Origin of the sequence: Paenibacillus albiflavus, from assembly GCF_004344915.1 — a bacterium.
In the GTDB taxonomy this organism is placed as follows: Bacteria; Bacillota; Bacilli; order Paenibacillales; family NBRC-103111; genus Paenibacillus_AM; species Paenibacillus_AM albiflavus.
The window spans coordinates 165,077-177,805 of record NZ_SKFG01000003.1; the positions used below are offsets into that span (position 1 = coordinate 165,077).

General features: G+C 45.8%; 9 protein-coding genes. 1 reads left to right on the forward strand and 8 read right to left on the reverse strand.

Going from position 1 to position 12,729, the window contains the following annotated elements; translation table 11 throughout:
• Positions 1-32: 32 nt before the first annotated feature.
• From priA to E0485_RS06120, 8 genes are all read right to left on the reverse strand, one after another.
• On the reverse strand, positions 33-2,573 hold the full coding sequence (gene priA / locus E0485_RS06085; protein ID WP_132417088.1) for a primosomal protein N': 2,541 nt from the start codon (positions 2,571-2,573) through the stop codon (positions 33-35).
• Positions 2,573-3,781 carry a bifunctional phosphopantothenoylcysteine decarboxylase/phosphopantothenate--cysteine ligase CoaBC gene (gene coaBC, locus E0485_RS06090; protein WP_132417157.1) on the reverse strand — a complete coding sequence of 403 codons (1,209 nt, stop codon included), beginning with the start codon at positions 3,779-3,781 and terminating at the stop codon, positions 2,573-2,575. The genes priA and coaBC overlap by 1 nt, the downstream gene beginning before the upstream one ends.
• 62 nt (positions 3,782-3,843) lie before the next feature.
• On the reverse strand, positions 3,844-4,062 hold the full coding sequence (gene rpoZ, locus E0485_RS06095) for a DNA-directed RNA polymerase subunit omega (RefSeq protein ID WP_132417089.1): 219 nt from the start codon (positions 4,060-4,062) through the stop codon (positions 3,844-3,846).
• A complete protein-coding gene (gene gmk, locus E0485_RS06100) occupies positions 4,063-4,701 on the reverse strand; it encodes a guanylate kinase (protein ID WP_132417090.1) in 639 nt (212 codons plus the stop codon).
• Positions 4,691-4,951, reverse strand: a complete 261-nt coding sequence (gene remA / locus E0485_RS06105; RefSeq protein WP_040948586.1) for an extracellular matrix/biofilm regulator RemA — start codon at positions 4,949-4,951, stop codon at positions 4,691-4,693. The genes gmk and remA overlap by 11 nt, the downstream gene beginning before the upstream one ends.
• Before the next feature lie 32 nt (positions 4,952-4,983).
• Positions 4,984-5,868 carry a YicC/YloC family endoribonuclease gene (locus E0485_RS06110; RefSeq protein ID WP_132417091.1) on the reverse strand — a complete coding sequence of 295 codons (885 nt, stop codon included), beginning with the start codon at positions 5,866-5,868 and terminating at the stop codon, positions 4,984-4,986.
• A gap of 18 nt (positions 5,869-5,886) precedes the next feature.
• Positions 5,887-7,803: a bifunctional homocysteine S-methyltransferase/methylenetetrahydrofolate reductase gene (locus tag E0485_RS06115; RefSeq protein WP_132417092.1), complete on the reverse strand. Its 1,917-nt coding sequence runs from the start codon at positions 7,801-7,803 to the stop codon at positions 5,887-5,889.
• A gap of 198 nt (positions 7,804-8,001) precedes the next feature.
• Positions 8,002-10,782 carry a calcium-translocating P-type ATPase, SERCA-type gene (locus E0485_RS06120; RefSeq protein ID WP_132417093.1) on the reverse strand — a complete coding sequence of 927 codons (2,781 nt, stop codon included), beginning with the start codon at positions 10,780-10,782 and terminating at the stop codon, positions 8,002-8,004.
• Positions 10,783-10,955: 173 nt separating this feature from the next.
• Between E0485_RS06120 and E0485_RS06125 the strand changes: the two genes are divergently transcribed.
• Positions 10,956-12,686 carry an Rqc2 family fibronectin-binding protein gene (locus E0485_RS06125; protein ID WP_132417094.1) on the forward strand — a complete coding sequence of 577 codons (1,731 nt, stop codon included), beginning with the start codon at positions 10,956-10,958 and terminating at the stop codon, positions 12,684-12,686.
• Positions 12,687-12,729 lie beyond the last annotated feature (43 nt).

The following is a 12,729-nucleotide window of genomic DNA, read 5'->3' on the forward strand; positions in this document are numbered from 1 at the left end:
TCATATTAAAATTCGTTCTTCATATTCACCATTTACATCAAATACTGCGGATCGACATCGACTGAAAAGCCGATCTTCTCTTTGGCCAGACGCTCCTCGAACAGTTCAGCCGTCTCTGCAACAAGCTGAGAGGCTAATGTATCCATTCGATATTTTACCACGCATTGGAATCGATATCTATCTTTGATCCGTGGAATTGGCGAAGCAACCGGACCTAGAACATCTAAACACGGAAGCTGTGAATCTCCCCTCATCGAAAGTGCTGCCCCGCGTTTTCTAAGCTCATCTGCAAAGCTACTAGCAGCTCGAATCAGCGGCGGCACTTGTTCATGCATGAACGTGATTAGCATCATTTTATGATAAGGAGGATATCCGCGTGCTTTTCTAGCTTCAAGTTCATGCTCGGCAAAAGCAGCATAATCATGTCTAGACGAAGCTTGAATTGCATAATGCTCCGGCATATAGGTCTGCACGAACACTTGCCCCGGCAGCAGATGTCTGCCCGCCCTTCCAGCTACCTGTGTCAGCAGTTGAAAGGTTCGCTCGCCTGCTCTAAAGTCTGGCAAGCCTAGCACCGTATCCGCAGCGATAACACCAACAAGCGTTACATCTGGAAAATCAAGCCCCTTCGCCACCATTTGGGTTCCCAGCAGCACATCGCCTTGCTTGTTGCGAAAAGCTGTGAGCAGTTTCTCATGCGACCCTTTGGCTGACGTTGTATCCACATCCATTCGAATCACTCGTATACTTGGGAATAGCTTGTATAGCTCTTCCTCCACCCGCTGTGTACCTGTACCAAAATGCCTGATATGCTCGGAATCACAGCTCGGGCAACGCTTTAATTCCCGCTCTGCATAACCGCAATAATGACAGCGCATCGCATGGGATTTCTGATGATAAGTAAGCGAAATATCACAATGCGGGCACTGCGCGACATAACCGCAAGTTCTGCACATGACGAATGTGGCATAGCCACGGCGGTTAAGGAACAGAATCGTCTGTTCTTTCTTGTGTAACCGCTCTTCGATCGCTTTATACAACCCTTTGCTAAACATCGAGCGATTGCCCTGCTTAAGCTCATCTCGCATATCAATAATATGAACTTCTGGCAGCAAACCTCCGCTTGCTCGATTATGCATGGACAACAGCTTAAAGCGACCAGTACCATCTTGTTCATAATCGGTTTCATGGATCGCTTCAAGCGAAGGCGTTGCAGATCCAAGGACCACAACGGCATCATTCAGCTCTGCCCGTCGAATCGCAACATCACGCGCATGATACTTCGGCGTTTCTTCCTGCTTATAGGAGCTTTCATGCTCTTCATCAATAATAATTAGTCCGACCCGCTTGAATGGAGCAAATATGGCCGATCTTGCACCGATTGCAACCTTGACCAGGCCTCGTTTAATTTTCCGCCACTCATCATAACGTTCACCTTGCGATAACCTGGAATGAAGCACGGCAACTTGATCTCCAAAACGTCCTTTAAATCGCTCAACCATTTGCGGTGTCAAGGAAATTTCGGGGACGAGCACGATCGCCTCACGCCCTAGATCTAGACAGCTTTGGATGGTTTGCAAATAGACTTCCGTCTTCCCGCTGCCTGTAATACCATGCAGTAAGAACACTTCATGATAAGAAGCAACAACTGCTTGTTCAATCGCTTGGAAAACAATTTGCTGATCGCTTGTTAACTGCAATGCATCCGTACGGACAAACTTACGGCCTGCATAAGGATCGCGTAATGCTTCAACTTCCTTGAGTTCAATCAATCCTTTATTCGCCAGCGTACGTGCTGCGCCTGCTGCACCTGGAACAAGTTCATTCAGCTCCGTCACCCTCAAAGGTTTGTCATGCTCGGCAATCGCAAGCAGCGTATCCTTTTGTTTGTGTGCTTGTGCTGGCAGCTTCTCAGCCACTTCCCGAAGATGTTCTGCGCCAAATTTAGCAAATACTGTCAAAACTTTACGTACAGCAAGCCTATCTCGTACAGCCTGCACTTCTTGCAAAACGCCTGATTCAAACATCTGCTTAACAGTGCCTATATCTTCAGCGAATGTATCTAATAGTTCAGGCAACGTAACTTTATTCTTGGATCTAAGATAACTTAGAATGGATTGCTGAATTGGGAATGTCATGATCGCTTGCATCGTATCTTGACCACTTGTCTGCACAAGAGATTCATCAAGTGATGAGTCTGCCGAGCTTACTGTCGCTTCATTCACTACAACATAACGCTCCGCCTTGCCCTTCAGCGCTCCAGGCAGCATTACACCAAGTGCAGCTGCGATATGACATAAATATTTATCACTCATCCAGCGTGCCAGAGATACAAGCTCCTCCGTTAAGGGAGGTTCAACATCTAACACACGGGTTATCGGTTTCAGCTTACTTATTTCATAATTTGATTCTCGCGATAGTCCTACGACATATCCTTGCAGAACACGCCCTCCGAACGAAACTTCAACACGAGAACCAATTTCTACTGTCGTTATAAGAGAAGGCGGTATTAAGTAATCAAAAAGACGATTCGTCCCTTTGGCAGGAACGTCGACAATGATTTGTGCAAACATTAGTTGTCACCCTTGATCCGCTCTGCTGCCAGCTGCAGCAATCGGCGTGCTACATTCGATTTGCTTTGCATTGGCAATGCTTCAACTAAACCGTTACGATCAAAGACACGAACGACATTCGTGTCAACGCCAAATCCCGCTCCAGCCTCAGTTACATCATTTGCTACAAGCAAATCGCAATTTTTGCGAATCAGCTTGTCCATCGCATATTTATCCACATCATTCGTCTCAGCAGCGAAGCCGACGATAAACTGAGTCGTTTTGCGTTCACCAATCGTTTGTAGGATATCGGGATTTTTGACAAGCTTAATGACCAGCTCATCGCCAGATTTCTTGATTTTCTGGGCAGCTTGCACTGCAGGACGATAATCGGCAACTGCAGCCGCTTTGAAAATAATATCCATCTCCTCTAAACGACTAACTACAGCCTGCAGCATATCTTCAGTAGACTGAACCTCAACCACTTGTACACCAGATGGAAACTTTAGCGCAGTTGGCGCAGTGACAAGTGTGACCTCTGCACCCATTCGATGTGCTTCCTCTGCGAGTGCATAGCCCATTTTGCCAGAAGAATCATTCGTGATGTATCGAACAGGGTCGATTCGTTCCAATGTTCCGCCAGCGGTGACAAGCACCTTTTTCCCCTGCAAAGGCTTGTACGTTTGTTCCTGCATGAATTGCTCAATAATTTGTACAATCGTTTCTGGTTCCGGCAGACGTCCTTTGCCCACATAACCGCATGCAAGCTGTCCCTCTGCTGGATCAAGGAACATAACGCCTCTTGAACGAAGCAGCTCGATATTATGCTGAACGGCAGGATGTTCATACATATGAACATTCATAGCTGGAGCTACGATAATTGGAGCTGTCGTAGCTAGTAGGGTGGTACTCAGCATATCATCAGCTATTCCCGCAGCCATCTTAGCAATCGAGTTCGCTGTAGCTGGAGCGATGATGAATAGATCTGCATGGTCAGCCGTGTCGATGTGTGCAATTGCCCCTGGATCAAACTCATCGAATGTATCTGTCATCACATGATTTCGTGACAATGCTTGAAATGTTAGCGGGGTTACGAATTTGGAAGCAGACTCTGTCATAATAACTCTTACATTAGCTCCTGCTTGTGACAGCTTCGAGCATAATCCTGCAGCTTTGAATACCGCAATGCCACCTGTTACACCGAGAACAATCGTCTTCCCTTGTAATATCGATTTTGACATGATACACGCCTCCCCTATATCACTAAAAAAAATAACAACCACGAGGGTTGTTACAGCGTAGAACTTTCTTTGGGCTCAATCTTTTCATAGCTGATGTAGTCCCCATACAATTCTTCAAGCGCAAATCCAACCTGCTTATGTGATTTCCATGTACGCAAGTCTGATTTAGCTCCATCGCGTAATGTTCTTGCGCGTTTGGATGCCGCAACAACCAAAGAATATTTGGAGTCTACTTTGTTTAATAGTTTATCAATTGAAGGGTATAACATTTAAGTCACCTCTCCTATCCATTGCATTAATTTGGTGTAAATTCGTTCTTGTTTACAGCGTTCAGCCACAACAATCGACTTGATCTTGTCGCAGGCTTTCTCGACCTCATCGTTTACAACGGCATAATCATAATGTTCAATCAGACGAATCTCATCTGCCGCAACAGACATCCGGTTACGAATGCTTTCAACGGAATTCGTGCCTCTTGTAGTAATTCGATTATGCAATTCATCAAGCGACGGCGGAAGCAGGAATATAAATACACCCTCCGGAAACTTCTGCTTGACCTTAAGAGCACCTTGAACTTCTATCTCTAGAATAATATTCTTGCCATCTTTCAAGGTATCCTCTACAAATCTACGCGGAGTTCCATAGTAGTTCCCATCATACTCAGCGTATTCAAGCAACTCATCATTGGCGATCATATGCTCGAACTGCTCACGCTTCTTGAAGAAATAATTGATGCCATCAACCTCGCCCTCGCGTGGAGCCCTCGTCGTGGCAGATACTGAGTATACCAGATCCAAATTCATTTTGCGAAGCGCTGCACAAACGGTGCCCTTACCGACACCAGATGGACCAGATAACACGATTAGTACTCCCTGTTCTCGTTCCATAGTGTTCGTATTATTCGTCATTATCATCGTCCTTATTGGAAAGTCGGTGTGCTACAGTTTCTGGCTGAACAGCAGATAGTATCACATGATCGGAGTCCGTAATGATTACTGCTCTTGTTCTTCTGCCATAGGTAGCATCAATTAGCATATGTCGATCTCTCGCCTCTTGAATAATCCGCTTAATTGGCGCAGATTCAGGTGAGACAATCGAGATGATTCGGTTCGCTGAAACAATGTTACCAAAACCAATATTGATTAATTTAATTGCCATAAAGGCCTCCTTCTCATGAAGCACAAGCTGCTTCACTCGATATTCTGAATTTGTTCTCGCATTTTCTCGAGTTCAGCCTTCATGTCGATTACTTTGGCGGCTACCCCGGCATCATTCGCTTTTGAACCTATCGTATTCACTTCTCTGTTCATTTCTTGAATAAGAAAATCCAACTTGCGGCCAATAGGCTCTGCAGTTCGCAGCAAAGCGGCGAATTGTCCATAGTGACTCTGCAATCTTGTCAATTCCTCATCAATACTACAGCGATCTGCGAAAAGTGCAATCTCGGTTGCTAGTCTTGATTCGTCATACCTTACATAATCTCCAGTAAGTTCCTGTACGCGCAAACGTAACCTAGCTGCATACTCGCCAGCAACTTTTGGCGCATGCGCTACTATGCATTGATGCTGCTGCTCAAGCCGTTCTAGACGTTCCATCAGATCTCGAGCCAGATGATCACCTTCTCGATTCCTCATGTCAAGCAAGCTGCCGAGCGCTTCTTTAAGACACGCTACAAATGCATGCTCAATAGCCTCGTCAGGTTCAATCCGTTCTTCACGCTGTACGATTAGCCCTGGCAGCTCAATCAAGTTCTGTAAAGTTAGAGACTCATTGAAGCCATAGCGTTCCTGAAGCTGTCTTGCCGTATGCATATAATTATCAGCTAACGACCAATCGATATCAATCGATTTGCTAGCACTAGCTTGCCGTTCAACAGTGACGAAAATATCGATTCTACCACGATTGATAAATTCCGCTGTAGTCTTGCGAAGCGTTTCTTCGAAAGGCATCCACTCTTTGGGCATTCGGATATTTACTTCACTATAGCGATGATTGACGGATTTGACATCCATATACACGGTAAAGTCCGCAACAATCGTTTTAGCTTGTCCGAACCCTGTCATGCTTCGTATCATATCATCACATCCATTAGATTATTGTAATTCATTTTGCTGGGCGGTACAAGCACTTGCTTTTTCCCAGACGTATTTTGTTAGTTCTGTGCTCATTTCATAGTATAAGAACGGTGTAATTAAATAGATCCCTTTAAAATAATGCATCGTTACGTCCAGCAGCTCTTTGGCTATTTCGACGCCTACTTTGCGTCCTTCTGCGCCTTCAAGACCAGTCATTCGTTTGCGGATGTCATCTGAGAGCACAATGCCTGGAACCTCGTTATGCAGATATTCTGCATTGCGTCCAGAGGCAAGCGGCATAATGCCTACAAAGATCGGAATATCCAAATGCTTGGTCGATTCATATAGTCGCTCAATCAGAGCAGGATCATAGATTGGCTGCGTCATGATATAATCCGCGCCTAAAGATATTTTGCGCTCCATTCGCTGAATGGCCTTATCAAGCAGCTTCACATTCGGATTAAGAGCCGCTCCTATTCGGAAGTTCGCTTTGCGCTTAAGCGGCTTGCCTGAGAATGCAATTCCTTCGTTGAGCTGCTTAATTAAGCGAATCATATCAAATGAAGATAAATCATATACGGAGCTTGAGCCAGGCAAATCACCAAATCGTGAAGGATCGCCCGTTACAGCAAGCACGTGATCAATGCCAAGCGCGTCCAGTCCCATAAGATGTGACTGTGTGCCGATTAAGTTGCGATCGCGTCCAGCGATATGAATAAGCGGTCTTGCGCCGCATTCCGCCTGGACCATCTGACCAAGCGCCATATTGCTCATTCTTGTAACAGCTAAAGAATTATCCGCCATTGTCACTGCGTCAGCGCCTGCATCCTTAAGCGCCTGCGCGCCTCGCATGAACTTGCTAATGTCAAGATCTCGCGGAGGATCCAGCTCGACGATAACCGTATGCCGCTGCTTTACAATGTCCAGCAGCGTCGGCTTAGCGGGCGGCTTGATCACGTCCGCTATCGAAACCTCACCCTGCTGTTCATGAACAGCAGGCTTCTCCGCTACCGCTGCGCTTTCAGTGCTGGGCGCTTTAGGGCGGGCTGCGGCAGCTGTATCTGCCGCATCAACGCCACTAAGCGCCTGCGCGATCGCAGCGATATGCTCCGGCGTCGTGCCGCAGCAGCCGCCGATGATTTTCGCGCCCAGCGCTGCGAATTGCGGTGCGCATTCGGCGAAATAGCCAGGCGTCGCTCCGAAGGTGACAACGCCGTCAGCATAGTCCGGCATCCCCGCATTTGGGAATACTGAGAACGGAATACCTATCGGCGGCGTTATTTTCTCGATCGTCCGCATAATTCCATATGGACCGATGTGGCAGTTAAAACCAATTACGTCGGCTCCCATGGCAGCAAGTCGATCAAAAGCATCCTGCAAAGGAACACCATCCAGTGTGTTCATGGTTCCTTCTGTCGCAAATTGACAAATAACTGGAATATCACTCACTTCTCGAATTAATCGAAGTGCGAGCTCCATTTCACTCATATGATAGAAAGTTTCAAGAAGCAGACCATCTGGACCCGCTTCCAATAAAGCTGTAATTTGCTCTTTAAATGCTTCTTCAAGTGTTTCGATTCGAATATTGATCCGTCTGGCTGACCAGATAGAGCCAATTGAGCCGATAACATAAGCATCGCTGCCAACCGCTTGTCTTGCGAGCTCAACACCTGCCTTGTTAATCGCAGCCACTTCATTCTCTAGGCCGAATTTGGACAATTTCTCCCGATTAGCCGAAAACGTATTCGTCTCTATGACCCTTGCACCAGCGTCATAATATTGTTTGTGAACATTCGCTATGACTTCAGGATGCAGAATATTCAACTCTTCATATGAAATACCTACAGGGAAACCCTGTTGATATAGTAATGTCCCCATTGCACCGTCTCCAACCAGAACAGTGCTTTGCAATGCAGTACGCAAATCCAGTTTCATGCGGCTCCACCCATTTCCCCTATCGTACTTTAAAGTACTTCTATGCGGTTAATCATACCCGAAATGGCACGCAATGACTAGTATTTATCAGCATAAAACTATGTCTAGCATAAAGAAACGAAGCACGTCTTGATGACCGTAGCTTCGTTCGGATGGTTTCTTTGGTTTGTAAGCGCACTTAGTCTACATGATTTTACGCTATCTAAAACTCACCTTCGGGCTGCTAAACGATTTTTTTGACTTCTTGTTGCCTCTCGTCACAGAACCGATACCCATCAAGAAGGTTGGTATACCCGCAGCTACGATGACAAGACACCACTCACGGAATCCAAGTGCTACTGTTTTGAAGATAGGCTGCAGATCTGGAACATACATAACTGCCAGCATCAAAAGAAGTGATGATAAAACAGCTAATACGAGCGAACGATTCTGGAACAAGTTCCGGTGGAAAATCGATCTTGAAGACCTGCAATCAAATACATGGATAAGCTGTGCCATAACAAGTGTGGCAAAAGAAACGCTTTGCGCTCTGACTAACACTTCCGGATCATCGGCATGACCATGTAGAGACAGATAGAAGGCTCCTAGCGTACACACCCCGATCAGAATGCCTCTTGAGATAATTTTCCAACCTAAGCGTCTTGCAAAAATATTCTCTTTGGCCCCCCTTGGCTTCTGCTGCATCAAGTCTTTTTCCGCCTGATCCACGCCAAGTGCCATGGCTGGCAAGCCATCTGTCACAAGGTTAACCCATAGAATTTGAATAGGTACAAGCGGTAACGGCAACCCAGCCATCATCGCGATAAACATCGTTAGAATCTCGCCTACATTAGACGCAAGTAAATAGCGGATGAACTTACGAATATTCTCGTAGATGCCTCTGCCTTCTTCTATGGCAGCGACTATTGTCGAGAAATTATCATCACTTAGGACGAGTGCGGATGCTTCTTTAGATACATCCGTGCCCGAAATCCCCATTGCAATCCCAATATCGGCAGCCTTGATCGCTGGAGCATCATTAACCCCATCACCCGTCATCGCTACTACATGCCCCTTGCGCTGCAAGCTTTTCACAATTCGAAGCTTATGCTCCGGGGATACACGAGCGAAAACATATACATCTTCAACAAACTTATCAAGTGCTTCATCCGTAACTGCGGTTAGTTCAGCGCCACTTACAATCATACCGCCATTTTGTGGAAGCATGCCTAAGCTGCGGGCAATTGCTTCTGCCGTTGTCTGATGATCACCTGTAATCATGACCGTCTTAATTCCAGCCTTACGGCACTTAGAAATTGCATCACGCACTTCTCTACGAGGAGGATCAATCATTCCTGTTAAACCGACGAACACAAGGCAATCCTCTAATTCACTTTCATCCGTCAATTGATCTGTTATCTTTAAATCACGATAAGCTATACCGATGACACGAAGTGCATTGCGTGCCATAGCCTCATTTGCCGACAGCACCTTGGATTTTAGGGTTGCGGTGAACGGAATGATTTTATCTTCCCATAATACATAGGAGCATTGCTCCAATAAAACATCTGGCGCGCCTTTACTACATACCATTCTGCCTTGTGAAGATGAAACAACGACTGACATCCGTTTACGATCTGAATCGAATGGTACTTCATGAATCCGACTGTATTGTCCTTCGAGTGCTTGCTGATAGATACCCGCTTTAGCTCCAAGTACAACAAGTGCTCCATCGGTCGGGTCGCCTTTAACGAGCCACTCCGAAGCAAACTCCTCGTCCTTGCCCTTCTTCCGCTTGCCATCATGTTCCTGCTGATGCAAAGTTGCGTTATTGCACAGAACACTTACCTCCAGTAATTTGGCAAGCATCGTATTTTTACTAACATCGATTAATGCCCCGCTACTATAGATTTGTCCACGAGGATCATAGCCATCACCTGTAACGTCTAAGCTTTGCCCTCCCACCCATAAATGGGTAACGGTCATTTTATTCTGTGTCAATGTTCCTGTCTTATCTGAGCATATAACAGATGCACAACCCAATGTTTCTACAGATGGAAGCTTGCGTACAATGGCTTTCCGCTTAATCATACGCTGCACGCCTAGTGCGAGTGCTATCGTAACGATAGCTGGCAATCCTTCTGGAATAGCTGCAACAGCTAAGCTTACACCCGCTATGAACATGGCATATGGAGGCTGTCCATGCACGATTCCTGCAATAACCACCATAATCGTTAAGCCGATGGCAACTGCGATCAAGATTTTTCCTAATTGTTCCAATCTGTGCTGCAGAGGGGTTTCTTGACTCTCCGTATTCTGTATGAGATCAGCTATTTTACCCATTTCGGTAGCCATACCTGTGCGTACAACAACCGCTTTAGCTGTCCCTCGCGTAATCAGCGTACCCATGAAACCTAGATTCTTCTGGTCACCTAATGGCACCTCGTTTGTGTGCAAAGAATCCGTGAACTTGCTTGTCGGCAAAGATTCCCCTGTAAGTGCAGACTCCTCTGCGTACATGCCATACGTTTCAATAAACCTTACATCTGCTGGCACTCGGTCCCCACTCTCAAGGACGACAATGTCTCCTGCAACAAGCTCTCTTGCAGGAATATGATGCATTTCCCCGTCACGAACGACATTCGTAAATGGTGCAGACAATTCCTTGAGTGCCCTAAGCGAACGCTCTGCACGGAACTCTTGTATGAAGCCAAGGACTCCATTCATCATAATGATCAATACAATTGTAATTGCATCCAGATATTCTCCCAAAAGACCAGAAATAAGCGTTGCACCCATTAATACGAGCACCATAAAATCCTTGAACTGGTTCAAGAGCAACGTAAGAGGTGAAACAGAGCGCTTCTCAATTAACTCGTTGCTACCATTCTGCTTTAGTCTGTCTGTTGCCTCATCCCATGACAATCCTCTAACTGGATCGACTTCATGAGCTAGCAGAACCTCCTCCGTCGACATCTGATACCACTGCCTCTGACTCATCCAATTCCCTCCTCAAAGCATTTCCCTAGCTTTCAAGCCCAACTTGTACCAATCTATTCAGACAAGCCACATAATATCCCTAACAAAGCATTTAGAAAAAGTTTCTTTTATCGGTCAATATATGGCATGATAGTAGGTGAACAAAGTGCAAGTAATTAGGGGTGAGGAATCAAATGGCATTAGACGGACTATTACTCCATGCGCTGACACAAGAGCTGCAGATGTGTGTTGGAGGAAGAATAAATAAGATACATCAACCATCAGAACATGATCTCGTATTCCAGATTCGTTCCAGAGGGTTAAATTTAAAACTATTGATATCGGCAAACCCAACTTATCCTAGAATTCATTTAACAGAAGAGCAATTCCTGAATCCTACGGATGCTCCCATGTTTTGCATGCTTATGCGCAAGCACTGCGAAAGCGGCACTATTCAAGCGATTGAACAGGTAGGAGCAGAGCGAATAATCCGCATATACGTGAAACAGAGAGACGAGCTTGGAGATGAATCACTCAAAGTGATCATTATTGAACTGATGGGGCGCCATAGCAATATTATCCTTACAGACGCTAATACAGGAACGATCCTTGATGGCATTCATCATGTAACACCTGCGATATCGGCCTATCGGATTGTCATGCCGACCGTCGCCTATGTCGCTCCTCCTGAGCAAAATAAGGAAAATCCATTCTCCGTATCGAAAGAACGCTTTTATGAGCTAGTGGATGCAAATGGCGTCCCGAGTGAAGAGTTGGTAAATCATTTTAACGGAATAAGTCCACTCGCTGCTAAAGAAATCGCATTTCGAGCAAATGCAACTGCCGAGAACGTTGATATAGATCGGTTATGGAACGCATTTGCCGAATTAATCGATGATCTGCGCCATAATCGATTCACGCCGAATATCACGGAGACAGCTTCTGGCAAGCTATCATATGCCGTGTACAAGCTCTCACATTTAGAAGGGACTAGCCAAGCATTTGAAACCGTGTCTGCTTGTCTGGAAAGCTTCTATGGAGACAAAGCGGAAAGAGATGTCGTTAAACAGCGCACTAGTGATTTGATGCGATTACTGCAAAATGAAATATCGAAAAATCGCAAGAAAATCGTTAAGCTCCAAGAAACGCTGGAAGAAGCAAAGGACGCGGATCGTTACCGAATTATGGGTGAGCTTCTGACCGCCTCTTTGCATGCCGTAAGCAAAGGTGACACAACAATTGAAGTGATCAACTACTACGATGAAGAGCAGAGAACAGTCACGATCCAGCTTGATCCGCTGCTTACGCCATCTGAGAATGCACAGCGCTACTTCAAGAGGTATACCAAAAGCAAGAACAGCCTCGTTATCGTACAAGAACAAATGGAAGAAGCGAATCAAGAAATTCGTTACTTGGAGAATTTGCTCCATCAATTGCAAACCGCAAGCCTGCGCGATATTGAGGAAATCCGCGAAGAGCTTGGCGAAGGCGGATATGTACGTCAGCGTGGCAAGTCCAAAGCGCGAAGCAAGAAGAAGAATGATAAACCAAGCCTTGCCTGCTACACGTCAAGCGAAGGCATTCCGATTTACGTGGGGAAGAACAACAAGCAGAATGAATATTTAACCTGCCGCCTAGCTGGTTCATCCGATACTTGGCTGCATACAAAAGATATTCCTGGCTCGCATGTGGTCATACGTGCAGCAGAATATGGCGAGCCTACGCTCCATGAAGCAGCTATACTTGCAGCTTATTATTCACAAGGCAAAGCATCAAGCAGTGTTCCTGTTGATTTCACGCAAATCAAATATGTACACAAGCCGAATGGCGCTAAGCCTGGCTATGTGATCTACACGAATCAAAAAACACTTTTCATAACACCAGACGAATCAATCGTAAAATCATTGCAAGTAAGCACAAGATGAAACGGTTCCACCGTCCTTACTGAAATAACAAAACCAGCATTCA

Bases quoted from the DNA above. Each gene is read 5' to 3' on its own strand.
- priA (WP_132417088.1), bottom strand. From the start codon at position 2,573: ATGTTTGCACAAATCATTGTCGACGTTCCTGCCAAAGGGACGAATCGT.
- rpoZ (WP_132417089.1), bottom strand. From the start codon at position 4,062: ATGTTATACCCTTCAATTGATAAACTATTAAACAAAGTAGACTCCAAA.
- gmk (WP_132417090.1), bottom strand. From the start codon at position 4,701: ATGACGAATAATACGAACACTATGGAACGAGAACAGGGAGTACTAATC.
- remA (WP_040948586.1), bottom strand. From the start codon at position 4,951: ATGGCAATTAAATTAATCAATATTGGTTTTGGTAACATTGTTTCAGCG.
- E0485_RS06110 (WP_132417091.1), bottom strand. From the start codon at position 5,868: ATGATACGAAGCATGACAGGGTTCGGACAAGCTAAAACGATTGTTGCG.
- E0485_RS06115 (WP_132417092.1), bottom strand. From the start codon at position 7,803: ATGAAACTGGATTTGCGTACTGCATTGCAAAGCACTGTTCTGGTTGGA.
- E0485_RS06120 (WP_132417093.1), bottom strand. From the start codon at position 10,782: ATGAGTCAGAGGCAGTGGTATCAGATGTCGACGGAGGAGGTTCTGCTA.
- E0485_RS06125 (WP_132417094.1), top strand. From the start codon at position 10,956: ATGGCATTAGACGGACTATTACTCCATGCGCTGACACAAGAGCTGCAG.